Here is a 24,472-nt window from a genome sequence, read left to right on the forward strand (position 1 = left end):
GTCATCCGGTTCTGCACAGACGTGGGACGTCCGGAATTCTCCACTGACGATGTGAACCAGGCAGACGGGGAAACTGCGCGAGCCTAGCGTCGAGGTGTGCCCACTTCGCCCGTTCTCGCACCGGAATCTCCCGATGATGACGAGGAACTCGCACCGGCTCCGCGTCGCTTCCGGTTGAGTGTCGGTGCCGCGGTGGTGGTCGGCCTCATCGTGCTGTCAGCGATCGTGGGCGTCGCCCTGGTGCAGGGCCAGGTCCGCCCCGCGGAGGCCATCGAGTGGGACGCCGTCGAAGAGAACGGCGCGCCGCGAGGAGCCGAGGCCTACGTGCATGTCCTCGGCGAAGTCGTGAATCCCGGGCTCTATGTGCTCGGGGCCGACGCACGCGTCGCAGATGCTCTGGCGGCAGCGGGAGGCACGACCGAGACCGCCGATCTGCAGAGCATCAACCTCGCCCGTCTGGTGAGCGATGGTGAGCAGCTGGTCGTCGCCGCATTGGGGGCTCCCGGTGCGGCGACCGTGCCTGGGGCCACCTCGGACGGAATGATCGACCTGAACACGGCGGATTCCGCAGCTCTGGAGGAGCTCCCGCGGATCGGCCCCGCGATCGCAGAGCGCATCATCGCGTGGCGGGAGGAGAACGGAAGGTTCCAGTCGGTGGACGATCTCCTCGCCGTCCCGGGCATCGGTGAGAAGCTGCTCGCCGGGCTGCGCAGCAAGGTGCGGGTGTGAAGGGTCGCGACCTGCGGCTGCTGCCCGTGGCACTGTGCGCGTGGGCATCAGCGCTGCTGTGCGTGTTCATGCCGCACCTGTCGGCGACCGTGATGCTTGTCGCGCTCGGTAGCGCCGTCGTTGCAGGCCGCGCCGAGTGGATCCGGCGTCGTACGCGGAGAGGGACGGCTCGGGTGTGGCAGAGGCGTCTGCGAGCGGCGGCCGGGATGGTCGTCGTCTGTCTTGCTGCCGTCGCAGGTCCTGCACTCACCGTCCTGATCGTGTCCCCGGAACGAGCGCAGGTTGCAGCCCTCGAGGGCGCCACCGTGGACGTCGTCGTCGAGGTGCTGTCGAATCCATCGCCGGGTTCCGACGGGCGGTTATGGGCGGATGCTCATGCCGTTGCTGCCGCGCGTCCTGGTCACGGAATTCAGGAGACGAGCGCGCCGGTGCGGCTGGGAATTGCCGCAGATGCGGTCGAGGGTGGCCTCGCTCCGGGCACGCAGATCCGCCTGCGCGCTGAGGCGAAACGAGCGGGTCCGGGGGAGCGGGCGGTTGTGGTGCTCTTCGGGCAGGGTTCCGCGGTTGTCGCCGACCGAGGCGGCTTCATCCCGGAACAGGCAGACCGCGTGCGGATGGCACTCATCGAGCGGGCGCTGCGCCTGCCCGCTCCGGGCGCAGCGCTCTTGCCTGGCCTCGCCGTGGGTGACACACGCGCCGTCGACGAGAAGCTCAACGACGCGATGCTCGCGAGTGGGCTCTCGCACCTGACGGCGGTGAGCGGGTCGAACTGCGCGATCGTGACCGCGGCGGCGTTCGGCGTGGTTGCGCTGCTCGGGGGAGGGCGGACATTGCGCATCATCGTCGCCGCGGTGAGCCTCGCAGGATTCGTGGTTCTCGTGACCCCCGAGCCCAGCGTGATTCGCGCCGCTGCCATGGCGGGGGTTGCAATGCTCAGTCTGCTGCTCGGACGCCCGCGGGCGGGCTTCGCCGTGCTGCTGCTCGCGGTCACAGTGCTCCTGATCGCAGACCCCTGGTTGGCGTCGACGGCCGGCTTCGCGCTCTCTGCCGTCGCGACGGGAGCGCTGATCATCCTCGCGCCACCAGTCGCTCACGGGCTGTCTCGGTGGATGCCGTATCCCCTCGCGCTCGTTCTCGCCGTCCCGCTGGCAGCGCAGTTGGCGTGCGGCCCGATCATCGCTCTCTTCGCCGATCACCAGTCACTGATCGGCGTCGTCGCGAACCTGCTGGCTGCGCCGGCGGCTCCCATCGCCACGGTCATCGGACTCCTCTCGTGTGTGACGATGTTCCTTCCGTGGCTGGCCGATCTGCTCGCCGCGACGGCGTGGCTTCCCTCCGCCTGGATCGCGACGACGGCCCAGGTGACGGCAGAGCTTCCTCTGGCGACGGTGGCGGTTTCGGCTGGCGTGCTGCCAGCGGTGGGCATCGCGCTGCTGAGTGCGGCGCTCGGCTGGCTGCTGATCAGGTCGCCGGAGGCGTATCCACGCTGGCTGCGAGCGGCAGCTCTGCTCATCGTCGCGGTCGCGACGGCCGGCGTCACGGGCGGGGCGCTCGTGCGCGGACCGCTTGCTCCGCTCTCACGCCCCTCGGACTGGAGCATCGCCGCATGCGACATCGGACAGGGAGACGCCGTGATCGTCCGCAGTGCCGGTCAGATCGCGCTCATCGACACCGGCCCCGATCCTGCGACACTCAGAACGTGCTTGGAGTCACTGGGCATCACCCGGGTCGATCTCCTCGTCCTGACTCATTTCGACCTTGATCACGGTGGCGGAATGGAAGCCCTACGGGGCCGGGTCGACACGGTTCTGCACGGACCTCCGACGGGCAGCAGTGACACGCGTGCGCTGGAGAACCTGCGAGATGCGGGAGCGACGCTCCACGAGGCGGCACGCGGCCAGACCGGACAGCTCGGTGACGCATCGTGGCGAGTTCTCTGGCCGCGTGCACCAGAACCGGTGTTCCCGGCGGGAAACGACGCCAGCGTGGTTTGGGAGATCAGCGGCGGGGGAGTCCCGCGGATGCTCCTCCTCGGCGATCTCTCTGGGGAGGCCCAACGTCTGATGCAGCGAGTGAGCGCCGTGCGCGGGCCGTACGTGATCGTCAAAGTCGCGCATCACGGGAGCGCCGACCAGGACGCGGATCTGTACGCCGAAGCGGCCGCGCGACTCGCGATCTTCACCGTCGGCGCGGACAACAGCTACGGTCATCCGCGGGAACAGACCCTGAGCATGCTCGAAGCGACGGGAGCAGTGATCGCACGTACGGACCTGCAGGGGCAGATCCTCATCAGCCAGACCGACGAAGGGCTGTCGATCTGGACCGAACGAGAGCTTGCACCGAGTTCCGAATGACGGGCGGCGACGTCCGTGCCCGCCGGTAGGCTGGAGGCATGGCTGCTCCTCGTTCCTCCGCACGCGGCAGCGCGAAGGCGACGGCGATTCCTCAGGTCTCGTGGCGCAGCCCCCGACCGGCTCCGATCGTGCTGGTGTCAGGCCCCGAAGAGGTCTGCGCGGAGCGCGCGATCGCAGGCGTGCGCGACTACCTTCGCGCAGAAGACGCCGCCCTTGAGGTCAGCGATGTGCGAGCGGACGACTATGCCGCGGGCACCCTGCTCAGCCTCACGTCGCCCTCGCTGTTCGGTGAGCCGCGACTGGTCCGCGTCGCCGGCGTAGAGAAATGCTCCGATGCCTTCCTGCAGGAGGCGATCGCCTACCTCAACCATCCGCAAGAAGGCGCGACCGTCATTCTGCGCCACACCGGTGCCACGGTCCGGGGCAAGAAGCTGCTCGACGCCCTGCGCGCCGGCACGGGCGGCGGCGTCGAGATCGCCTGCCCGGCGATCAAACGCGATGACGAGAAGGTGAACTTCGCTACGGGAGAGTTCCGCGCCGCGAACAAGCGCATCGCGCCCACGGCACTGCGCGCTCTCGTCTCGGCCTTCGCCGACGACGTGACCGAACTCGCCGCCGCCTGTCAGCAGCTCATCAACGACGTCGACGGTGACGTCACTGACGACGTCGTGACCAAGTACTACGGCGGACGCGTCGAGGTCTCCGCCTTCGTGGTCGCCGACACGGCGATCGCCGGACAGTACGGGGCCGCGCTCGTCGCTCTCCGTCACGCGCTGGCCTCCGGAGCCGACCCCGTGCCCATGGTCGCCGCGTTCGCCATGAAGCTGCGCACGATGGCGCGAGTCGCCGGTAGCCGAGAGCCCAGCAGACAGCTCGCGCAGCGCCTGGGCATGAAGGATTGGCAGGTCGACCGTGCGAAGCGAGACCTCGTCGGTTGGAACGAACGCTCCCTCGGGCTGGCGATCCAGGCCACCGCTCGCGCCGATGCTGAGGTCAAGGGCGGCGCGCGCGATCCGATCTTCGCCCTCGAGCGCATGGTCACCGTCGTCGCCACCCGCGCACCCTTCGGCGCCTGAGAGCCGGTTCGACGCCTGACCCCGCGCAGGCCGCCCACGGAAGAAGAGTTGTGTCGGCTATGAGCGCTCATAACCGACGGAAGTCTCCTTCCACCGCGCGTATCCCGTGCCGCGGAGGTCCGCTCGCCGAGGAGACTTCTCTCACTTAGGAGGCCCGCTCAGCGACGGGATGTCACGTGAACGCCGAAGGCCCGCCTCCGAGGAGACGGGCCTTCGAGAAGAAAGGGGTGACTCAGAGAGCAGCAACCTTCTTGGCGATCGAGGACTTGCGGTTCGCCGCCTGGTTCTCGTGGATGACGCCCTTGCTGACGGCCTTGTCGAGCTTCTTGGTCGCCGTCTTGAGTGCGGTCTCGGCCGCAGCCTTGTCGCCAGCAGCGATCGCGGTGCGCGTGTTACGGATGACCGTCTTCAGCTCGCTCTTGATCGCCTTGTTGCGCTCCTGCGCCTTCTCGTTGGTCTTGTTGCGCTTGATCTGCGACTTGATGTTTGCCACGTGTGGAAACTTTCGTTCGAAGTGATGGTGGATGTGCTGCCAACGAGAGAGGGGCGTTGAACAGCGGTCGTGAGGGAAGAACCCACACGCAAGCCAATCACCGAGTCTACCAGGTTCGTGGGCGGCACATGCGCGGTGCCGCTCCGCGCGTCGCGCGCCCAGAATGACGGGATGGTGCATGCTGAGCGAAGGAGACAAAGGAGTCGCCCATGACATCAGCGTCGTTGCCCGAAACGTCGTCACTCACTCACCTTGCCCGGCTGCGGTGGTCTGCGGCCACCGCAGCGTTCCAGATCGAGGGCGCACGCACCGCGGACGGGAGAGGGCGGTCGATCTGGGATGACTTCGTCGACATGCCGGGCCGCGTCCGCGATGGGAGCACGGCCGAACCCGGTCCGGACAGCTACCATCGCAGTCCCGAGGATGTGGCATTGCTACACGGCCTGGGGGTGGACCGGTATCGATTCTCCGTCTCGTGGACGCGGGTGCTGCCAGATGCCTCCGGCCATTCGAACCCGAAAGGGATCGCGTACTACGACCGTCTCGTCGATCAGCTCCTCGCCGCAGACATCACTCCCTTTCCGACGCTCTACCACTGGGACCTGCCGGTGCATCTGGAGGAGCAGGGCGGCTGGCTGAACCGCGATACCGCAGAGCGATTTGCGGAGTACGCCGAGATCATCGCGGAGGCGCTCGGCGATCGCGTCGCGCACTGGTACACGATCAACGAGCCGGTGTCGACGTCGCTGCAGGGGTACGCGATCGGCGAGCTCGCGCCCGCCCGGACGATGCTGTTCGACTCCCTTCCCACGGTGCATCACCAGCTGCTCGCCCACGGACTGGCCGCGCAGCGTCTCCGCACGCACGGGGCGACGCATGTCGGCATCGTCAACAATCACACCGCCGTCGTTCCCGCGTCGCTCAGCGAGAACGATCAGACGGCAGCGTACATCTATGATCTGATCCACAATCGGCTCTTTGCGGATCCGGTGCTGCTCGGCGAGTATCCGGACCTCGCTGCACTGGGCGTGGAGCTTCCGGTGCGGTCGGGCGATCTCGACATCATCTCGGCGCACAACGACTTCTACGGCGTGAACTTCTACAACCCGACGCGGATCGGCGCCTCGGGCGGACCGGTGCCGTTCGAGATCCTCCCGATTCCGGATGCTCCGCACACCGGGTTCGGCCCGCTGTGGCCGATCGTGCCCGAGGGGCTGACCGCCTTCCTGATCGACGCCAAGGAGCGGTACGGCGTCCATCTGCCGCCTGTGATCATCGGGGAGAACGGCGCCTCGTTTCCCGAGCCGGATCACGCCGACGGCATGATCGACGACCGCGACCGGATCCACTATCTGCGAGGGCACATCGAGGCCGTCGCTGAGGCGATCGCCGCAGGCGTGGATATCGAGGAGTACACCGTCTGGAGCCTCCTCGACAACTTCGAATGGGCGGAGGGCTTCACCCAGCGCTTCGGCCTCGTGCACGTCGATAGCGAGACATCCGCCCGCACCCCGAAAGCCTCGTACGACTGGTATCGCGCGCTCATCGCCGAGGCGCGGGCATGACGGCCCCAGCCCCGACCCGAGTCGGCGGCTCTTGGCTCACGCTTTTCACGATCGCCTGGTTGGCGATCTGGACCGTGCAGCTCACACCGGTTCAGCTCCTGCTCCCGCTGCAGCTTGACAGCCAGAACACGGGCGGACAGTGGCTGGACGGCGTGGTCTGGTCGGGCATCGTCCTCTCGGTCGGCGGCGGTGCCGGCATCATCGCCGGCCCGCTGTCGGGGCGCATGTCGGACCGTACCCGCTCGCGCTGGGGACGTCGTCGTCCCTGGGGGATCGGCGGATCCCTTCTCGCCGCCGCGTCGCTCGTCGTCACGGCCTTCGCGGATGGTCCTGTCGCGGTGGGAGCCGCGTGGATCGGCGTCTCCGTGGGAATCGCCGTCGCCTCGACCGCGCTGACCGCCCTGATCGCCGACCAACTCACCGATCAGCGAGGCGTCGCCTCCGCGGCGGCCAGCTCGGCGCAGGCCGTGGGCATCGTCGTCGGCGTGGGAGCGGTCGTACTGCTCGGCCTGGGGATCGTCGAGTCCTACCTGGTGCTGGCCGGGTTCATCGCGATCGTCGGCGTCGCCACAGCGGTGCTTCTCCCGGATCCGCCGCGCGGGGTGCAGGAGACGCAGAGGGGACCACGCTCCTCGTCGCTGCGCGACCGCGACTTCCTGTGGCTGCTCAGTGGACGTCTCGTCGTGAACATCGGCAACGCACTCGGCACGGCGTTGCTGCTGTTCTTCCTGATCTATGGGATCGGCATCCCCGCGGCATCCGCGGAAGACAGCCTGCTCCTGCTCATCGTGATCTACACCGTCTTCGTCGTCCTCGCATCCATCGTCGCCGGTGCGATCTCGGACCGTCGCGGCGCGCACCGTGCGCTCACGATCATCGCCGCGCTCATCCAGGGAGTAGCGGGCATCGCGATCCTCGCAAGTCCGACTTTCGAGATGCTCCTGGTGGCCGCGGGGCTCATGGGGACGGGCTACGGTGCGTACATGGCGGTGAGCTTGTCGTTCAGCACGCTGCTGCTGCGTGATCCAGAAGATCACGCACGGGATCTCGGGGTCGTCAACGTCTCCGCCAGCCTCGGCCAGCTGCTCGGACCACTGCTCGGTGCGGGGCTCGTCGCCCTCGTGGGCGGCTTCTGGCTGTTGTTCGCCGGCGCAGCGGCGCTCTCGATCGTCGGTGCCGTCATGACGTTCGCGGTGCGGAATCCGCAACGCTCGCTGTCGCCAACTGCAGCACCGCATTGAACACCGCCGGGCGCATCGCGGTGACCAGGTGCGAGGTACGGGGGACCACGATGAGTTCGGCGTGCGGAGCCCAGCGCAGGAACTGACGCTCGTTGGCCCGTAACTGGTCGAACTGACCGTTCACGAACCACAGGGGCAGTGTCAGGCGCCGGACGGCATCCGCGAGGTCGAGCCCCACCAGAGTGCTCAGGGCGGCATCCTGCGCATCGAGCGCGTAGCCGCCCGCCGCGAAGTCGCCCCTCGTCTCCGGGGGGATCGTCGCGTCGAGCATCCGTTCTGAGAGCCAGAAGCCGCGATCCGGCAGCGAGTCGAGCGCGCGGGCGAGGAGTCGGTATGTGGCGAGTGCAGCACCGCGCGGCAGAGCGGTGCAGGACGCCGCGACGAGGCCCGCGAGCGGCGCCTCCGGGTGATCGGCGGCGTACTGCAGTGACAGCAGACCGCCCATCGAGTGTCCGACGAGCAGGACAGGCCCGTCGACAGAGGCCTCCTGCACAGCCCCGTCGATCGTGTCGAAGGCGCCGGACAGAGTGAACTGTTCGCCGCGGCGTGTGCCGTGACCCGGGAGATCCACGGCGATCACGCGCTGACCCCGCCGCTCCAGGTCTTCCACCTGCGCACGCCACATCGTGTGCGAGGTGCGGATGCCATGGACGAGGACGACGCTTGTGGCCATGCGCACAGCCTAGACAACGGGAAAGCGGGGCCGGTGGAAAACCACCGACCCCGCTTCGAGTGCGAGAAGTGTTACTTCTCCCAGCCCACGTTCTCCACCGGCGTCACGCCGAAGAGGTCCAGGCCCACGTAGGGCTCCGGGGTCAGGTTGGCGAGGCCAGCCTTGACCGTGAAGATCGACGGACCGTTGTACATCGGGATGATGCCCCAGGTCTCGGCGAAGATCTCTGCCTCGAGCTTCATGGCCGCGGCCGTCTGCTTCTCGGGGTCGGAGATCGTCTCGAGCTCGTCGTGGATGCGTGCGTCGATCTCGGGCGTGCCCGTGGCCGACAGGTTCAGACCGCTGTCCGAGCAGTACAGCTGGCAGAACCAGGCCGCACCGAACGGGTCAGACGAGGTGAAGCGCAGGGAGAAGATGTCCCAGTTCTTCGAGGTGTAGTCGGTCGAGAAGTCCTGCGGCGAGCGCTTGTCGATCGTGACATCGAAGCCGACAGCCTTGAGCTGCTGCTGCAGAGCCTTCGCGAGAGCCTCCTGCACGGGGTCGTCGCTGAAGATCGGGTACGTGACGGCCAGCTTCTCGCCGTCCTTCTCACGAACGCCGTCTTCGCCTTCGGTCCAGCCGGCCTCTTCGAGGAGCTTCTTCGAGCCCTCGACATCGTGCTTGTAGCCCGCCTCTTCCAGAGCGTTGGAGTAGCCCGGCTGGAAGGAGAACAGCGTGAACGAACCGGCCGGCTCCTCGGTGTAGTCGAGGCCGTTCCAGGCGATCTGCTTCTGCTGCTCGAGGTCGATGGCCTTGAAGAACGCCTCGCGGACCTTGATGTCCTCGAACTGCGGCTTCTCCGAGTCAACCTGCATCAGCGTGTTGGCCGTCTGCATGGCGCGGTAGGTGACGACGTCTTCCATGTCGGCGACCTGTGCCAGGCGGTCCTTGGTGGCGGTGCCGACCATGTCGATCTCGCCCGCCTTGAAGGCGTTGATCGAGGCGGCTGCGTCGAGGCCACGGAAGGTCACCGTGTCAAGAAGGGGCTTGTTGCCCCACCACAGCTCATTCGGCTCGAACGTCACGGTCTGGCCGTTGATGTCGAAGTCGGTGAGCTTGTACGGGCCTGCGCCCCACTCCGGGTGCGGGTTCTCGATGAAGCCCTCGTTGAAGATCTCCGGCGTGTTGACGGCCGGGTGCAGGATCTGCGTGAACAGCATCTGCGGCCAGGCGAACTCACCCTTGAAGGTGACGACGGCTTCCTTCTCGGAAGCGCCCATCTCGACCTTCTCGATCTCCTTGTAGCCGTCGGTCGCGTTGGGCGTGAAGCCCTCGTCGAACGAGCGGTTGGCGACCCAGGTGGCCTCGATGGCCGTCCAGTCCATCGGCGTGCCGTCGTTCCAGGTGGCCTTGTCGGTGAAGGTGAACTTCAGCACCGTCTTGCCGTCTTCAACTGCGAAGTCCCAGGCGTCGAGGTATGCGTCGTTCTTGTAGGGGGTGCCGTCGTCCTTCATGAGGAGGACCTGCGGCTGGAACCACGACGCGAGGCGCGTCGTGTCGGCCGAGGCGTCACCGTTCATGGGGTTCATCTGGGGGGTGATCTCGTTGATCGGGAAGGTGACCGTGCCACCCTCCTTGAGGTTCTCGCGGGGCTGCGGGTTGTAGTCCGCTGCCTTGACCTCGACGGGGGCCGTACCCTCGCCGCCGCCGGTGCTACCGCCGCCTGCTGCACAACCGCTGATCGCGAGTGCAAGGGCGCCGCCGAGAGCGATGACGCCCATCAGCTTCTGGTGCCGTTTCATGGTGCTCCTTCGTTGCCTTGTCGGCTTCTTGGGGGGAATACGGGCAGATTATCCTGCCCCTCGGAAACGCGCCGGAAAAACTCGCGAACCGTTAACGGGTCGTAACGTTTCGGAGAATCAACGGTGATGGCAGGCGTTGCTGTGCGCCGACGACCCCGTGAGCAGGGGCACCTCGGTCTCGCACTGCAGCTTCTGCTCGGCGCCGAGCATTTGGTAGAGCGGGCAACGCGTGACGAATGCACATCCGCTCGCCTGCTCCGTGGGGCTGGGCAGATCGCCCTGCAGCACGATTCGCTCGCGCGTCCGTTCGATGTCGGGATCCGGAATCGGGATCGCCGAGAGCAGCGCCTGCGTGTACGGATGCTGCGGGTCGTCGAAGATCTCGTCGACATCACCGTGTTCGACGAACGAGCCGAGATACATCACGGCCACGCGGTCGGCGATGTGCCGAACGACGGAGAGGTCGTGCGCGACGAACAGGTACGACAGGCCGAGCTTGACCTTGAGCTCGTCCAGCAGGTTGATGACGCCCGCCTGGATCGAGACGTCGAGCGCAGACACCGGCTCATCCAGCACCACGATCTTCGGGTTGGTCGCCAGCGCGCGGGCGATGCCGATGCGCTGCCGCTGGCCGCCCGAGAAGGCGCCGGGGAAGCGGTTGCTGTGGCTCGGGTCGAGGCCCACGAGGTCCATGAGCTCGTCGACGCGCGCATTGGCGGTGTCGCGATCGACTCCGATCGCCCGCAGGGGCTCGGCGATGACGTCGGCCACCGTCATGCGGGGGTCGAGGGCACCCATCGGGTCCTGGAACACGATCTGGATGTCGCGACGCAGCTCGCGCTCGTTGCGGTGTCCGTGCAGCTCCGAGACCTTGGTGCCGGCGATCGTGATCTCGCCGTCGGTCTGCTTGACCAGGTCCATGATCTGCAGAAGAGTCGTCGTCTTGCCGCATCCGGATTCGCCGACGATCGCCATCGTCTCGCCCTCGCGGATGTCGAACGAGACGCCCTTGACCGCGTGCACTTCGCCGACCTTGCGCTTCAGGAACGAGCCCTTGAGCAGCGGGAACGACTTGTTCATGTTCTGCACGTCGAGCGTGACGGGACGATCCTCACGGGGGATCTCCTCGAGCGCGCTCACGGGGATCTCCGGCACGGGGAAGACGGGAACGCCGCCGATCATGCCGTTGCTGTCGATCTCGTGGGAGCGAATGCAGGCGGCACGGTGTACACCGTCACCGCCCGTGTGGACATCGACGAGCGCCGGTTCGCCAGCGTGGCAGGCGGCAACGGCGATGGGGCAGCGTGCGGCGAAGGGGCAGGCATCCGGCAGGTTCACGAGAAGAGGCGGGTTGCCCTTCACCGGAACGAGCGGCGTCTTCTCCTTCTTGTCGACGCGCGGGATCGCACCGAGAAGACCGATCGAGTAGGGCATCCGCGTGTTGTGGAACAGCTCGCGGACCGGGGCCTGCTCGACGGGCTTGCCCGCGTACATCACGAGCACGTCGTCCGCCGTCTTCGCGACCACGCCCATGTCGTGCGTGATCATGATGACGGCGGCACCGGTCTCACGCTGCGCGGTGGCGATGAGGTCGAGGATCTGTGCCTGGATCGTGACGTCGAGGGCCGTTGTGGGCTCATCGGCGATGATCAGCTTCGGGTTGTTCGCCATCGCGATCGCGATGACGACGCGCTGACGCATACCGCCCGAGAACTCATGCGGGAACGACTTCATCCGGCGCTCAGGGCTGGGGATGCCGACGAGTCGCAGCAACTCGATGCCGCGGTTCCAGGCATCCGTGCGCGACATGCTCTTGTGTACCGTGAGCGCTTCGATCAGCTGGTCGCCGACCGTGAACACGGGCGTGAGAGAGGTCAGCGGATCCTGGAAGATCATGGCGATGCCGTTGCCGCGGATGGCGGAGAGCTGCTTGTCGGTCTTGCCGAGAAGCTCCTGTCCGTCGAACATGATCGAGCCGGTGACCTTGGCGTTCTCGTCGAGCAGGCCCATGATCGCGAGTGACGTGACGGACTTGCCGGATCCGGATTCACCGACGATGCCGAGGGTGCGACCTTCTTCGAGGTCGAAGGAGACGCCGCGCACGGCATCCACTCGACCCGCTTCGGAGGCGAAACTGACCTTAAGGTCACGGACGGAGAGAATCGGAGCGGTCATGCGCGTCCTCCTGCAGCCGAGGTCGGGTCGAGCGCATCGCGCAGGCCGTCGGCGATCAAAGCCATCGACACGGTGAGCAGGGTGAGCGCACCGGCCGGGAAATAGAACAGCCAAGGCGCACTCGTGATGGTGTTGGCGCCCGAGCCGATGAGGGAGCCCAGCGAGACATCAGGGATCTTCACGCCGAAGCCGAGGAACGAAAGCCCCGTCTCGGTCATGACGGCGGTGACGACGCCGAGCGTGAAGTTGATGACGAGAAGCGAACCGATGTTCGGCAGCAGGTGGCGCATCACGATCTTCATGCCGGGAACGCCCATGTAGCGCGCGGCGTGCACGTACTCGCGCTCGCGCAGCGAGAGGGAGACGGTCCAGATGACGCGCGCCGGGAAGAACCAGCCCGTCAGCACCATGATCAGCGAGATCACCCGCCAGTCACCACCCGCGTCGTTCGACACCAGCGACAGGATCAGGAAGACCGGGATCACCATCAGGAAGTGGATGACGAGCAGCGTCGTGCGCTCGACGAGACCGCCGAAGTATGCCGCCGCGGTGCCGACGAGCGCGGACAGCACGGTCGTGCCGATCGACACGATGAGTGCGATGAGCAGGGACCGCTGCAGACCGATGGCGACCTGGGCGAACGTGTCGTTTCCGGCGCTCGTGGTGCCGAACCAGTGCTCCGCCGACGGGGGAGTGCCGATGTTGAGGAAGTCGAGCTCGATGTGGTCGTAGCGGGCCACAAGCGGGCCGATGATCGCGAACAGCACGAGCGCGATGAAGATGAACACACCCACCACGGCCGGCTTGTTGCGCATGAAGCGCTTCGAGTACAGCTCCCACTTCGACATGCGGCGACGCGGTGCGGGAGCAGCGGCGACCGCTGTGGCATCCGCGGAATCGATGATCTTCTCGTCAGTCATGTCAGCTCACCCGCACTCGGGGATCGAGGACCACGACGGTGATGTCGGCGAGAATCGCGCCGATCGCCGTCAGGACGGCGCCGAACGCCGCAATGGCCACAGTGGCGTGGATGTCGTTCTTGCTTAGGGCGTCGATGAAGTATCGGCCCATGCCGTTCCAGGCGAAGATCGTCTCGGTCAGGATCGCGCCGGTGAAGACGGCCGGGATCGTGAAGGCGACCTGCGTGGCGACGGGGATGAGCGACGTGCGCAGAGCGTGTTTGCGGATCGCCTGCTGTTTCGTCAGACCTTTCGCCCGCGCCGTGCGCACATAGTCCGCGTTGATGTTGTCCAGCAGCAGCGAGCGCTGCAGGAAGTGGATGCTCGCATAGCCGACCAGCACGAGGGCGATCGTGGGCAGGATCAGGTGCTGCAACGCATCTATGAGGACGGGGAAGAACCCAGTGACTCCCTTGGATGACGAGCCGGTCACGTAGAAGATGCGGAATCCGGCGAGGTCGTTGATGTTGATCGCCAGCAGGACGATGCCGAGGGCCGCGACCACGATGTTGATGTTCATCGTGATGATCGAGGTGGCCTGACCGATGCGGTCGGCGAGCTTGTACTGGCGCGAAGCCGTGTACACGCCGATCGCGATACCGAGGATCGTCGTGATGATCGTCGCGCCGAGCACGAGTTCCGCGCTGACCCACATGCGGTACGCGACCTGATCATTGACCGACTGTCCGACCGGGCTGACGCCCCAGTCCCAGCGGAAGATGATCCCGCTGAACCAGTTCCACCACCGTTCGGCGAGGGGAACGGTATCGCTCAGATTTCGCGGCGTGAGCGTCTGAACGATCTGCTCTTCGGTTGCGGGCGGGCGGCGGCCGACGAAGTTGCTGCGCGGGTCAAGGAACCCCCACGCCAGGAAGTACGTGATGTTGGTCGCCACCACGATCATGAGCAACCAACCGAACAGGCGGCGCAACAGGTACTTGATCAAGGTGGATGTTCTTTCTCTCTCACAGACGTCATCGGGATCGCCGATAACACACTGAGAATGGGTACTTGTAGGTACAAGCCCTGTGACGAGTCGGCGACGTTGCAGACTCGCTGCGAGGACGTTACTGAGTCATGGCGAAGATGACACTCAGTGCCATCGCAACCTTGGGGACACTATCACTTCTCTCTTGGAATCGAGGTTGACGCCGCGCCACGGTACTCTGGATTGGATATGTCACCACGTGCTTCCACCCCCCTGAGTCCGGCTGCAACGCCGCCTGCGCAGATCCGCAATTTCTGCATCATCGCGCACATCGACCACGGCAAATCGACTCTTGCCGACCGGATGCTCCAGATCACCGGTGTCGTCTCCGACCGTGACATGCGAGCGCAGTACCTCGACCGCATGGACATCGAACGCGAGCGCGGCATCACGATCAAGAGCCAGGCGGTGCGCATGCCCTGGTCTGCGGGCGGTGAGACCTTCGCGCTCAACATGATCGACACCCCGGGCCACGTGGACTTCACGTACGAGGTGTCCCGTTCGCTCGCGGCCTGTGAGGGCGCGATCCTCCTCGTCGACGCGGCGCAGGGGATCGAAGCCCAGACCCTGGCGAACCTCTACCTCGCGCTCGAGAACGACCTGCACATCATCCCTGTGCTGAACAAGATCGATCTGCCCGCGGCCGACCCCGAGAAGTTCGCGAAAGAGCTCGCCTCACTCATCGGCGGTCACCCCGATGACGTCCTCCGCGTCTCGGGCAAGACCGGTGTCGGCGTCGAAGATCTGCTCGATCGCATCGTCGAGCAGATTCCCGCGCCGAAGGGCGACCCGGATGCCCCGGCGCGCGCCATGATCTTCGACTCCGTGTACGACTCGTACCGCGGCGTGGTCACGTACGTGCGCATGGTCGACGGCAAGCTGGAGCCGCGCGAGCGCATCCAGATGATGTCGACGCGTGCCACGCACGAACTCCTCGAGATCGGTGTGTCCAGCCCCGAGCCGATCCCCACGAAGGGACTCGGCGTCGGTGAGGTCGGCTACCTGATCACCGGCGTGAAGGATGTGCGCCAGTCGAAGGTCGGCGACACCGTGACGACGCTGCGAAAGCCGGCGGAGGAGTCGCTTCCCGGCTACACCGACCCGAAGCCCATGGTCTATTCGGGGCTGTACCCGATCGACGGAAGCGACTACGCGGACCTGCGTGAGGCGCTCGACAAGCTCAAGCTGTCGGATGCGTCACTCGTCTACGAGCCCGAGACATCCGTCGCGCTCGGCTTCGGCTTCCGCTGTGGGTTCCTGGGGCTCCTGCACCTCGAGATCATCACTGAGCGCCTGAGCCGCGAGTTCGGTCTGGATCTCATCACCACGGCACCGAGCGTGATCTACGAGGTCACGACCGACACCGGTGAGAAGGTCACCGTGACGAACCCGAGCGAGTACCCGGACGGCCGGGTCGCCTCCGTGGCAGAGCCTGTGGTGAAGGTCGCGATCCTGCTGCCGAAGGACTACGTCGGAACGGTCATGGAACTCTGCCAGTCGCGCCGCGGATCGCTGCTGGGCATGGAGTACTTCAGCGAAGAGCGCGTCGAGCTGCGCTACAACATGCCGCTCGGCGAGATCGTCTTCGACTTCTTCGATCACCTGAAGTCGAAGACGCAGGGGTACGCGAGCCTCGACTACGAGCCCGCGGGCCAGCAGACCGCAGATCTTGTGAAGGTCGACGTGCTGCTGCAGGGCGACAAGGTCGACGCGTTCAGCGCGATCGTGCACCGTGACAAGGCGTACGCCTACGGCACGCTCATGACGGAGCGTCTGCGCAAGCTCATCCCGCGTCAGAACTTCGAAGTGCCGATCCAGGCGGCGATCGGTGCCCGCATCATCGCCCGCGAGACCATCCGCGCCCTGCGCAAGGACGTTCTCGCCAAGTGCTACGGCGGTGACATCAGCCGCAAGCGCAAGCTCCTCGAGAAGCAGAAGGAGGGCAAGAAGCGCATGAAGATGGTCGGCCGCGTCGAGGTTCCGCAGGAGGCGTTCATCGCCGCGCTGTCGGGTGACGTCGAAGGCAAAGACAAGAAGTAGTGGTCGTGTGGCCTGACGTCCTCGGCGTCGGGCCGCGTGTCCGGTGTCTGCTCAGGTGAGCCCAAGTAGTCTGGAGAACATGCGTCGCGGAACATTCCGAGCTGGGACGGTGGACTATGCCGCCGTCGGTGCCACTCATGCGCCGGATCTGATGCAGTATCCGCCGGAGCACAGCATTCCCGCGGAGGAATCGTGGCGCATCGGCAGCGGCGAGGAGCGATTCCAGATCGCCGGTGAGGCGCTGCTGTCCTGGACCGCCCAGCGTGCGGCAGGACTCTCCCTGCAGGATGTCCGCCCCGCTGCCGGACCGGCCTACGCGGGGGTCACCTTTGACGAAGAGGGCACGCCGATCGCGCCGAGCACGCGCGATGTCGAGCAGCGCTTCGATGCGGAGGGGACACCGTTCGTCGGTCCCGGAATGACGATCCGCCTGGACGGGCGCGTCGGGGGGATGCGTGCGGACGCGGAGCTTCGTGTGATCTCGGTCACGGAAGAGCGCCGCCACATCGGCTTCGTTCTCGGCACGGTGGGGGACTCGGTCGTCAGCGGCGAGGAGTCTTTCGACCTGCAGTGGCGTGAAGACACCGACGAGGTGTGGTTCACCGTGCGCGCGTTCGACGCGCCGGTCGGGCTTCTGTACCGCGTGCTCCCGGCGCTCGTGAAGCGCCGCCGCCGCGAGCTCTTCGCACGTTATCTGCGTGCGATCTCTCCGCTGTACGCGACTCCGCTCTGATGGCCGGAGCACTGCCGCAGGGAGATCCCGCACCGACGGATGGGCGTCTCCCCGCTGATCTGCGCATCGACGCGGACGCGCCGTTCTCGGCCTACCTCCATGTGCCTTTCTGCCGTGTGCGCTGCGGCTACTGCGACTTCAACACGTACACCTCGTCCGAGCTTCAGGGCGCGCGTCAGGACACTTACGCCGACACGCTCATCTCCGAAATCGCGCTCGCCCGGTCGGTCCTCGACGAGGCGGGCGCGTTGCGTCCACTCGACACGGTCTTCTTCGGCGGTGGCACCCCTACCCTTCTTCCGGCGGGAGACCTGGGGCGGATGCTCCGCGCCGCCGTCGACGCCTTCGGAATCAGCCCCGGCGCGGAGGTCACGGTCGAGGCGAACCCCGACACAGTGACGCCCGAGGTGGCCACGGAACTCGCCCGCGCGGGTGTGACCCGCATGTCGGTCGGCATGCAGTCGGCGGTGCCGCACGTGCTTGCCGCCCTCGATCGTACGCACCGCCCCGAGAACGTGCGCACGGCCGTCGAAGCCGGCCGTGCCGCGGGTCTCGACGTGAGCGTGGACCTCATCTACGGCGCACCCGGGGAGTCGCTGGAAGACTGGAGACTGTCCCTTGAGACCGCGTTGGAGCTGGCTCCGGATCACATCTCTGCCTACGCCCTCATCATCGAGGACGGCACGAAGCTCGCCCGCCAGATCCGCCGCGGCGAAGTGCCCGCACCGGACGACGACCTGCAGGCCGACATGTACGAGCTGGCCGATCAGCTGCTCGGGGATGCGGGCTTCTCCTGGTACGAGGTCAGCAACTGGGCGCGGACGCCTGAGCAGGAGTCGCGACACAACAGCGCCTATTGGCGGGGGACCGACTGGTGGGGATTCGGACCGGGCGCGCACAGCCATGTGGCCGGGCTGCGGTGGTGGAACGTCAAGCACCCGGCCGCGTACGCGACACGCCTCGCTGCGGGTGAGTCGCCGGCGGCGGGCCAGGAACGTCCGGATGCCACTGCAGTGGCACTTGAGCGTGTGCTGCTGCGTTCGCGCATGGCCGAGGGCCTGCCCATCGATGTGCTCTCCGCGACGCACCGCACCAAGGTGGCGGGCCTCATCGCAGACGGCTTGATCGATCCGGCATCCGCTCTGCGCGGTACGGTCGTGCTGACCCTTCGCGGACGGCTGCTCGCGGACGCGGTCGTCCGCGCTCTCACCGACTGAGCCGAGCGCGGCTCAGCGTGACCGCGCTGCCGGCAGCAGGTCGAGGGCGGCGGTGCGACGGGCAGAGACGTCACGGATCTCCTCGTCGTAGACACGGGTGATCCGCGAGGGCGCCCCGTACGGCGGCCAGACGGGGTCGCCGCCGAGGATGAAGCGCACCCAGTCGCCGTGCATCTGCTCGGCAAGAGTGTGCGGTGCGTCCGGACCGGCGAGGCGAATCGCATCATCCGTCTGCAGCGCGTCGAACACGAAGCCCAGTTCGAGCGCGTGGGCAGCGCCGAGATCGTGCAGCGGTGTCGTCCAGGCGAACTCGTACACGGAGGTCGGGGCGGTTCTCGCACTGGCCGTGCGGAGGGCAGGCGCCCGGAGCAGGACATCCGTTGCGAGCTGCCCGAAGATCTCGCCGGTCGTCGCTTCGGGAAACTCGCGGCGGTACGCGCGCACGGCGGACCGGGAGATTCCGAGAGCGAGTCGCGCGAGCAGCAGCTGGAGGGGACGGATGCGGGAGAGGGCTTCGGGCGCGAACCAGAGGCGGTACTCCTCGGTGTTCGTGCCGATCAGCACAGGGATCTGCGCGTCGCGCAGGGCCTCCTCCGGCGAGCGGGGGAGCGAGGTCGCGTCGAGGCACAGCAGGTACCCTGGCGCCCCTCGCAGGGGTGTGCTTCCGGCGGATTGCGCCTGGCGCGCGTCGAGAAGCTGGTCAGGGGTGAGGGCGCGGAAATCCTCGACGGTCGCGGACACGCCGAGTCGTTTCGCGAGTGCTGCGGTCACGCGCCCCGCCTTCGCCGGGCTGTCGGCCGAGAGGGGGCCGCTCTGCACGATCAGGGCCGCCGGGATCTCGGCGGTGTCGGGTCGGGCGAGCAGCGCGGCAGCGAGCGCACCGCCCGCGGATTCACCCATGACGGTGATGCGGGTCGGGTCTCCGCCGAATGCTGCGATCTCCGCGTGTGTCCAGCGCAGAGCGGCTGCGGCATCCGAGAGACCGAGGTTGCGCGGTGCCCCCTCGAGCACCGAGAAGCCCTCCGCGCCGAGACGGTACCCTGCCGAGACGAAGATGACGCCGTCGCGCGCGAACGCCGTGCCGTCGTAGAGCGGAAGCGCCGTCGTGCCGCGCTCGAAGGCACCGCCGTGCAGCCAGAACACGACGGGGAGGTGCTGCGCGTCGCGTGGCGCCCAGACGTTCACCGTCAGTACGTCCTCTCCGGTGATGGTCACCGTGGGCAGCAGAGCCTGCAGGCGCCCCTGATAGGGACGCTGCGGCGGAGTGGCTCCGAAGGTGCTGGCATCGCGCACGCCGCTCCTGGCCTCCGGCGCCTGAGGTTCCGCGAAGCGACGCGCGCCGAACGGGGGCGCGGCGTAGGGGATCCCGAGGAATCGGTCGATTCCGTCTCGGCTCTCTCCCTCGATCTCTCCTGTCGACACACGGACACGCGGGCGCTGGGGGCTCATGGCCACATCGTAGGGGTAGGCGCGTCGGCTCGGCCAGCGTCCAGCACCGCGCGCTAAGATTGGCACTCAGAGGTGGGGAGTGCCAATGTGCTCCTGTGGTCGGAATGCACCCGAGAGGAGGGGCGATGGTCAGCGAACGAGGTCTGCAGGTTCTTCGTGCGATCGTGCAGGACTACGTGGCATCCCATGAGCCGGTCGGCAGCAAGTCCATCGTCGAGCGACACTCCTTCGGCGTCTCGGCGGCCACCATCCGCAACGACATGGCGCTGCTCGAAGACGAAGAGCTGATCACGGCCCCCCACACGTCATCGGGCCGAGTGCCCACTGACAAGGGCTATCGGGTCTTCGTCGATCACCTCGCGCAGGTACGGCCGCTCTCGACGGCGCAGCGCTCCGCGATCTCAAGTTTTCTCACGGAACCCACCGACCTCGACGATCTGATGATCCGCACGGTGCGCGTGCTCACCCAGCTCACCGGGCAGGTCGCGCTTGCGCAGTACCCGTCGTTCGCGCGTGCGCACGTGACGCATGTCGAGCTCGTGTCGCTGGCGCCCAATCGCCTGCTGGTGATTCTCGTGACAGATGCGGGCGGGGTCTCGCAGCGCATCGTGCCGTTGCCCGTCGAGCTCGACGAGACCGATCTCGCCGCGCTGCGGATCCGTCTGACGGGGACGTTGACCGGCAGCTCGGTGCGCGATGGCTCCGAGTGTCTCACGGCGCTGCAGAACGAAGTCGGTCCGGCGCGCACGACCGCGGCGATGTCGGCGTTGGCGAAGGCGATCGGCGAAGAACTCGCGGAGTTCCGTCAGGAGCGCCTCGTGATGGCCGGGGCAGCGACGCTGGCCCGACGGGAGCAGGACTTCCGCGGCAGCATCCATCCGCTGCTGGAGGCGATCGAAGAGCAGGTGACCCTCCTGCGTCTGATGCGTGAGATGGTCGCCGACGAGCACGGCCTCGCGGCGAGCATCGGCGCAGAGAACGAGGCCTTCGGCCTGCCCGAGGCTTCGATCGTCGCGAGCGACTATCAGACACACGGGGGAACGGCACGCGTCGGGGTCATGGGTCCGACGCGCATGGACTATCCGAGCAACTTCGCCGCAGCGCGGGCCGTCGCCCGCTACCTGTCGCGGATGCTCGAAGACGATGAGACGGGCCGCTGAGCGGCACGTGAGACGGCCCCGCATGCCGGGGCGTTGGAAAGGGAGAAGTGGCTGATCACTACGAGATCCTCGGAGTCTCTCGCGAGGCGACCGAGGAAGAGATCAAGAAGGCGTATCGCAAGCTGGCGCGCCAGCTGCACCCGGATGTGAATCCCGGTGAGGATGCGGCTGAGCGCTTCAAGCTCGTGACGCACGCCTACGACGTGCTCAGCAACGCCGAGTCGCGTCGCCGCTACGACATGGGCGGCGATTCCGCCGGCGGCAACTTCGGCAATTTCGGTGGCTTCGGCGACATCTTCGAGACCTTCTTCGGGGCGGGCGGTGGCGGTCGTACGGCCCGACCGCGGTCTCGTCGTGAACGTGGCCAGGACGCCCTTGTTCGCATCAGCCTGGAGCTCGGCGATGTCGTGTTCGGCGTGCACAAGGACATCGAGGTCGACACCGCTGTGCTGTGTGAGACGTGTCAGGGCTCCTGCTGCCAGGAGGGCACGTCGCCGGTCACCTGCGACATCTGCAAGGGAAGCGGTCACGTGCAGCAGCAGGTGCGGAGTCTTCTCGGGAACGTCATCACGACGCAGCCCTGCGGTTCGTGCGAGGGCTACGGAACGACGATTCCCTACCCCTGTGCGACGTGCAGCGGGCAGGGCCGTGTGCGCTCGCGCCGCACGGTCGCACTTGACATCCCGGCGGGTGTCGAAGACGGTCTGCGTCTGCAGCTTCCTGGCTCCGGTGAGGTGGGCCGGGGCGGTGGGCCCAGCGGCGACCTGTACATCGAGGTCAGCGTCGCTCCGCACCCGACCTTCAGCCGCGAGGGCGACGATCTGCTCGCGACGCTCGAGGTGGCGATGAGCGATGCGATCCTCGGCACCACGACCACGATCGAGGGCCTGGACGGATCGGTCGATCTGGAGATCCGTGCGGGTCTGCAGTCCGGCGACGTCCTCACGATCAAGAACCGCGGAGTCACGCCCCTGCGCGGCACCCAGCGCGGCGATCTGCGGGTCGGTGTGCAGGTGGTGACGCCCACGCGTCTGGACTCGAAGCAGCGCAAGCTGATCGAAGACTTCGCCCGCACCTCGAAGGCACCGGCGCCCAAGCTCGCCGAGTTCCACCAGGGGCTGTTCTCGAAGCTGCGCGACCGCTTCCGGAACTCCTGAGCCATGGCTCTGCACTTCGTCACTGCGGATGCCTCCGCTGCGGCCGTCGGCGACACCGTGACCCTCACCGGGGCAGAGGCGAAGCATGCCGCTGTCGTGCGCCGTGTGCGCGTCGGCGAGCAGATCACGCTCGGCGACGGCTCGGGCGTATGGCTGAGCGGCGCTGCATCCCTCGTCGAAGCCACGCGTGTCGACGTGCAGATCACATCGCGGACCGAGGTCGAACGGCCGAGCCCGCAGCTGGTGCTCGTCCAGGCGCTGGCGAAGGGCGACCGCGACGAGTTGGCCGTGCAGGCCTCATGCGAGCTCGGTGTCGACGAGATCGTGCCCTGGCAGGCGGCCCGCAGCGTGTCGCGCTGGGAGGGGGCGAAGGCAGCCAAGGGGCGGGAACGCTGGGGGACGATCGTCCGTGAGGCAGCGAAGCAGGCCCATCGCGCATGGATTCCGACGGTCTCCGAGGTGCAGAGCACCGCGCAGCTCGCACAGCGGGCCAGCACGCAGCGGATGCTTCTTCTGGAGCCGTCCGCGACGATCAGACTCACCGAGCTCGAACTCGACGGCCGCGACATCGTGCTGGTGGTCGGGCCCGAAGGCGGCATCAGCGGGGACGAGCTTGAACGCCTCGAAGCGGCCGGCGCCGAGAGAGTCGTCCTCGGTGATGCTGTGCTGCGCACCTCCACGGCGGGGCCCGCCGCGATCGCGGTTCTCTCGGCTGCTCTCGGCCGCTGGTGATCCTGCCGTTCCGCTGGGCGCGTACCACCCGCGCAGGCCACATCGCGCCGATAGACTGGGCGCTATGACGGAACCTTCGATCTTCACGCGCATCCTGAACGGGGACATCCCCGGCGAGATCCTCGCGGAGACCGACCGCGTCTTCGCGATTCGCGACATCAACCCGCAGGCTCCCGTGCATCTGCTCGTCATCCCCAAGACCGAGCAGTATCGCAATGTGGTCGAGCTTGCCGCGGGCGACCCCGAGCTCCTCGGTGAGATCGTGTCGCTCTCGAACGATCTGGCGGCCACGCATGCCGACGGTGAGTTCCGGCTCGTCTTCAACACCGGAGCCCATGCCGGGCAGACGGTGTTCCACGTACACGCGCATGTGCTTGCCGGTGGTCTGAGTGAGGCGAGCGTCGGTGCCTGACCCGAAAGACGACCACGTCGTCGATCGGCTCTCCGCAGACGGCATCGCGATGGTGCGCCTCCTGGGGGCGCAAGACCGTCTGCTGAAGATGCTCGAGGCTCAGCATCCATCCGTCGATGTCCTGGTGCGCGGAAACGAGTTGACCCTCAGCGGTCCGGCAGCGGATGTCGCGGCCGCACGCACGCTGCTCGATGAGCTCATCGAGATGACGCGCTCGGGACACGACCTCGCGCCCGGTGATGTTGAGAACTCAGCGCGCATCCTGCAGCGCGACGCGGGGCCCCGGCCCAGCGAGGTGCTGAGCGAGCCGATCCTGACCTCGCGAGGCAAGGTCATCCGTGCGAAGACACTCGGCCAGAAAGAGTACGTCGATGCCATCGACGAGAACACGATCGTCTTCGGCATCGGTCCGGCCGGTACGGGCAAGACCTACCTCGCGATGGCGAAGGCCGTGCAGGCGCTGCAGCGCAAAGAGGTCGAGCGCATCATTCTGACGCGTCCGGCGGTCGAGGCGGGGGAGCGGCTCGGATTCCTTCCCGGCTCTCTCACCGACAAGATCGACCCCTACCTCCGGCCGCTCTACGACGCGCTCAACGAGATGATGGACCCGGAGATCGTGCCGCGGCTCATGGCCACCGGAACCATCGAGGTCGCCCCGCTCGCGTATATGCGTGGCCGCACGCTCAACGACTCCTTCGTCGTGCTCGACGAAGCCCAGAACACCACCCCCGAGCAGATGAAGATGTTCCTCACACGTCTCGGCTTCGGGTCGAAGATGGTCGTGACCGGCGACATCACGCAGATCGACCTGCCGCAGGGCGCATCGGGTCTGCGTCTCGTGACACGCGTGCTCAAAGACATCGACGACATCCACTTCTCTCGCCTGACGAGCGACGACGTCGTCCGCCACTCCCTGGTCGGACGCATCGTCGACGCCTACAGCGAGTACGACGAACAGCGCATGGCTGCGCGTCACGAGCGGGAGCAGGCGGCCGAGTTCGCCAACCGCGCAGAACGACGCGCAGGGATGCGTCCTGGAACACACGACCGCGCGCCGAAACGAGGACGCTCATGATCGAGATCAACAACGAATCGGCCATCGCCATCGATGAGACGGTGCTGCTGCGCCTGACCGATCACAACCTGGCCCAGCTCAACGTCAGTCCCGACGCCGATGTGGCGATCGTTCTCGTCGACGAGGGAGCGATGGAAGCGCTGCACGTGCAGTGGATGGACGAGCCCGGACCCACGGACGTTCTGAGCTTTCCCATGGACGAGCTGCGTCCCGGCACGATCGACCGCCCCACGCCACCTGGGCTGCTCGGTGACATCGTGCTGTGCCCGCAGGTGGCGGAGGGGCAGGCAGCGACCGCCGGCCACACGCTCATGGATGAGCTCATCCTGCTGACCACGCACGGCCTGCTGCACCTCCTCGGCTTCGACCACGCCGAGCCCGACGAAGAGCGGGAGATGTTCGGTCTGCAGCGGGAGCTCATTCTGAGCTTCGCCGCCGCAGAGCGCGAGCGAGATCGATGAAC

General features: G+C 66.9%; 21 protein-coding genes. 14 read left to right on the forward strand and 7 right to left on the reverse strand.

All coding sequences use genetic code 11. The annotated features are described in order from the left end of the window. The first annotated feature begins 96 nt into the window (after window positions 1–96). Genes JOD62_RS13870 through holA form a run of 3 tightly spaced genes read left to right on the forward strand, consistent with a single transcriptional unit; the run spans window position 97 to window position 4,159 of the window. Window positions 97–729 (forward strand): ComEA family DNA-binding protein, encoded by a 633-nt coding sequence (locus tag JOD62_RS13870; RefSeq protein WP_204939829.1) that lies wholly within the window; start codon window positions 97–99, stop codon window positions 727–729. Further along, window positions 726–3,083 (forward strand): ComEC/Rec2 family competence protein, encoded by a 2,358-nt coding sequence (locus JOD62_RS13875; RefSeq protein WP_271171555.1) that lies wholly within the window; start codon window positions 726–728, stop codon window positions 3,081–3,083. Before JOD62_RS13870 ends, JOD62_RS13875 begins: the two co-directional genes overlap by 4 nt. 38 nt (window positions 3,084–3,121) lie before the next feature. Beyond that, the gene (gene holA, locus JOD62_RS13880; protein WP_204939830.1) at window positions 3,122–4,159 is read left to right on the forward strand and encodes a DNA polymerase III subunit delta; all 1,038 of its coding nucleotides are present in this window, start codon (window positions 3,122–3,124) and stop codon (window positions 4,157–4,159) included. A gap of 232 nt (window positions 4,160–4,391) precedes the next feature. Here holA and rpsT read toward each other — a convergent pair whose 3' ends face one another. Further along, complete coding sequence (rpsT, locus tag JOD62_RS13885; RefSeq protein WP_204939831.1) at window positions 4,392–4,652, reverse strand: 30S ribosomal protein S20; 261 nt, start codon at window positions 4,650–4,652, stop codon at window positions 4,392–4,394. A 209-nt stretch (window positions 4,653–4,861) separates the two neighbouring features. Between rpsT and JOD62_RS13890 the strand changes: the two genes are divergently transcribed. Next, window positions 4,862–6,217, forward strand: a complete 1,356-nt coding sequence (locus tag JOD62_RS13890; RefSeq protein WP_204939832.1) for a GH1 family beta-glucosidase — start codon at window positions 4,862–4,864, stop codon at window positions 6,215–6,217. Further along, entirely contained in the window at window positions 6,214–7,458 is a 1,245-nt protein-coding gene (locus JOD62_RS13895; RefSeq protein ID WP_204939833.1) for an MFS transporter, read from the forward strand. Before JOD62_RS13890 ends, JOD62_RS13895 begins: the two co-directional genes overlap by 4 nt. Here the strand turns inward: JOD62_RS13895 and JOD62_RS13900 are convergent. From JOD62_RS13900 to JOD62_RS13920, 5 genes are all read right to left on the reverse strand, one after another. Then, window positions 7,397–8,131, reverse strand: a complete 735-nt coding sequence (locus tag JOD62_RS13900; protein WP_204939834.1) for an alpha/beta fold hydrolase — start codon at window positions 8,129–8,131, stop codon at window positions 7,397–7,399. The two genes, JOD62_RS13895 and JOD62_RS13900, sit on opposite strands and share 62 nt — an antisense overlap. Before the next feature lie 71 nt (window positions 8,132–8,202). Beyond that, window positions 8,203–9,912 carry an ABC transporter family substrate-binding protein gene (locus JOD62_RS13905; RefSeq protein WP_204939835.1) on the reverse strand — a complete coding sequence of 570 codons (1,710 nt, stop codon included), beginning with the start codon at window positions 9,910–9,912 and terminating at the stop codon, window positions 8,203–8,205. A 117-nt stretch (window positions 9,913–10,029) separates the two neighbouring features. Continuing rightward, on the reverse strand, window positions 10,030–12,087 hold the full coding sequence (locus JOD62_RS13910; RefSeq protein WP_204939836.1) for an ABC transporter ATP-binding protein: 2,058 nt from the start codon (window positions 12,085–12,087) through the stop codon (window positions 10,030–10,032). After that, window positions 12,084–13,007, reverse strand: coding sequence for an ABC transporter permease (locus tag JOD62_RS13915; RefSeq protein WP_239526722.1), 924 nt, complete (start codon window positions 13,005–13,007; stop codon window positions 12,084–12,086). Before JOD62_RS13915 ends, JOD62_RS13910 begins: the two co-directional genes overlap by 4 nt. Before the next feature lies 1 nt (window position 13,008). Further along, complete coding sequence (locus JOD62_RS13920; RefSeq protein WP_204939837.1) at window positions 13,009–13,992, reverse strand: ABC transporter permease; 984 nt, start codon at window positions 13,990–13,992, stop codon at window positions 13,009–13,011. Between the two features lie 231 nt (window positions 13,993–14,223). Between JOD62_RS13920 and lepA the strand changes: the two genes are divergently transcribed. The 3 genes from lepA to hemW all read left to right on the forward strand — a co-directional run bounded on the left by lepA (window position 14,224) and on the right by hemW (window position 18,024). Beyond that, complete coding sequence (lepA, locus tag JOD62_RS13925) at window positions 14,224–16,074, forward strand: translation elongation factor 4 (protein ID WP_204939838.1); 1,851 nt, start codon at window positions 14,224–14,226, stop codon at window positions 16,072–16,074. Between the two features lie 79 nt (window positions 16,075–16,153). Further along, window positions 16,154–16,807: a DUF1990 family protein gene (locus tag JOD62_RS13930; RefSeq protein WP_204939839.1), complete on the forward strand. Its 654-nt coding sequence runs from the start codon at window positions 16,154–16,156 to the stop codon at window positions 16,805–16,807. Next, window positions 16,807–18,024 carry a radical SAM family heme chaperone HemW gene (hemW, locus tag JOD62_RS13935; protein WP_204939840.1) on the forward strand — a complete coding sequence of 406 codons (1,218 nt, stop codon included), beginning with the start codon at window positions 16,807–16,809 and terminating at the stop codon, window positions 18,022–18,024. Before JOD62_RS13930 ends, hemW begins: the two co-directional genes overlap by 1 nt. 12 nt (window positions 18,025–18,036) lie before the next feature. On the opposite strand, the gene JOD62_RS13940 is transcribed toward hemW, so the two are convergent. Continuing rightward, complete coding sequence (locus JOD62_RS13940) at window positions 18,037–19,473, reverse strand: carboxylesterase/lipase family protein (protein ID WP_204939841.1); 1,437 nt, start codon at window positions 19,471–19,473, stop codon at window positions 18,037–18,039. Window positions 19,474–19,598: 125 nt separating this feature from the next. Between JOD62_RS13940 and hrcA the strand changes: the two genes are divergently transcribed. From hrcA to ybeY, 6 genes are all read left to right on the forward strand, one after another. After that, window positions 19,599–20,633 carry a heat-inducible transcriptional repressor HrcA gene (hrcA, locus tag JOD62_RS13945; RefSeq protein WP_204939842.1) on the forward strand — a complete coding sequence of 345 codons (1,035 nt, stop codon included), beginning with the start codon at window positions 19,599–19,601 and terminating at the stop codon, window positions 20,631–20,633. A gap of 47 nt (window positions 20,634–20,680) precedes the next feature. After that, entirely contained in the window at window positions 20,681–21,790 is a 1,110-nt protein-coding gene (gene dnaJ, locus JOD62_RS13950) for a molecular chaperone DnaJ (protein WP_204939843.1), read from the forward strand. 3 nt (window positions 21,791–21,793) lie between these two features. Then, window positions 21,794–22,522, forward strand: coding sequence for a 16S rRNA (uracil(1498)-N(3))-methyltransferase (locus tag JOD62_RS13955; RefSeq protein WP_204939844.1), 729 nt, complete (start codon window positions 21,794–21,796; stop codon window positions 22,520–22,522). A gap of 64 nt (window positions 22,523–22,586) precedes the next feature. Further along, complete coding sequence (locus JOD62_RS13960) at window positions 22,587–22,934, forward strand: HIT domain-containing protein (protein WP_204939845.1); 348 nt, start codon at window positions 22,587–22,589, stop codon at window positions 22,932–22,934. 49 nt (window positions 22,935–22,983) lie between these two features. Further along, the gene (locus tag JOD62_RS13965) at window positions 22,984–24,009 is read left to right on the forward strand and encodes a PhoH family protein (RefSeq protein WP_204940228.1); all 1,026 of its coding nucleotides are present in this window, start codon (window positions 22,984–22,986) and stop codon (window positions 24,007–24,009) included. After that, window positions 24,006–24,470 (forward strand): rRNA maturation RNase YbeY, encoded by a 465-nt coding sequence (gene ybeY / locus JOD62_RS13970; RefSeq protein ID WP_204939846.1) that lies wholly within the window; start codon window positions 24,006–24,008, stop codon window positions 24,468–24,470. The genes JOD62_RS13965 and ybeY overlap by 4 nt, the downstream gene beginning before the upstream one ends. Window positions 24,471–24,472: the final 2 nt, after the last annotated feature.

It is taken from the genome of Microbacterium keratanolyticum (genome assembly GCF_016907255.1).
Classification (GTDB): domain Bacteria; phylum Actinomycetota; class Actinomycetes; order Actinomycetales; family Microbacteriaceae; genus Microbacterium; species Microbacterium keratanolyticum.

What these genes read in the sequence shown, in the direction of transcription:
- hemW (WP_204939840.1), top strand. Translation starts at nt 16,807, where the DNA reads ATGGCCGGAGCACTGCCGCAGGGAGATCCCGCACCGACGGATGGGCGT.
- JOD62_RS13900 (WP_204939834.1), bottom strand. Translation starts at nt 8,131, where the DNA reads ATGGCCACAAGCGTCGTCCTCGTCCATGGCATCCGCACCTCGCACACG.
- hrcA (WP_204939842.1), top strand. Translation starts at nt 19,599, where the DNA reads ATGGTCAGCGAACGAGGTCTGCAGGTTCTTCGTGCGATCGTGCAGGAC.
- JOD62_RS13955 (WP_204939844.1), top strand. Translation starts at nt 21,794, where the DNA reads ATGGCTCTGCACTTCGTCACTGCGGATGCCTCCGCTGCGGCCGTCGGC.
- JOD62_RS13895 (WP_204939833.1), top strand. Translation starts at nt 6,214, where the DNA reads ATGACGGCCCCAGCCCCGACCCGAGTCGGCGGCTCTTGGCTCACGCTT.
- lepA (WP_204939838.1), top strand. Translation starts at nt 14,224, where the DNA reads ATGTCACCACGTGCTTCCACCCCCCTGAGTCCGGCTGCAACGCCGCCT.
- JOD62_RS13960 (WP_204939845.1), top strand. Translation starts at nt 22,587, where the DNA reads ATGACGGAACCTTCGATCTTCACGCGCATCCTGAACGGGGACATCCCC.
- JOD62_RS13940 (WP_204939841.1), bottom strand. Translation starts at nt 19,473, where the DNA reads ATGAGCCCCCAGCGCCCGCGTGTCCGTGTGTCGACAGGAGAGATCGAG.
- holA (WP_204939830.1), top strand. Translation starts at nt 3,122, where the DNA reads ATGGCTGCTCCTCGTTCCTCCGCACGCGGCAGCGCGAAGGCGACGGCG.
- ybeY (WP_204939846.1), top strand. Translation starts at nt 24,006, where the DNA reads ATGATCGAGATCAACAACGAATCGGCCATCGCCATCGATGAGACGGTG.
- JOD62_RS13915 (WP_239526722.1), bottom strand. Translation starts at nt 13,007, where the DNA reads ATGACTGACGAGAAGATCATCGATTCCGCGGATGCCACAGCGGTCGCC.
- JOD62_RS13930 (WP_204939839.1), top strand. Translation starts at nt 16,154, where the DNA reads ATGCGTCGCGGAACATTCCGAGCTGGGACGGTGGACTATGCCGCCGTC.
- JOD62_RS13965 (WP_204940228.1), top strand. Translation starts at nt 22,984, where the DNA reads ATGGTGCGCCTCCTGGGGGCGCAAGACCGTCTGCTGAAGATGCTCGAG.
- JOD62_RS13890 (WP_204939832.1), top strand. Translation starts at nt 4,862, where the DNA reads ATGACATCAGCGTCGTTGCCCGAAACGTCGTCACTCACTCACCTTGCC.
- JOD62_RS13905 (WP_204939835.1), bottom strand. Translation starts at nt 9,912, where the DNA reads ATGAAACGGCACCAGAAGCTGATGGGCGTCATCGCTCTCGGCGGCGCC.
- JOD62_RS13910 (WP_204939836.1), bottom strand. Translation starts at nt 12,087, where the DNA reads ATGACCGCTCCGATTCTCTCCGTCCGTGACCTTAAGGTCAGTTTCGCC.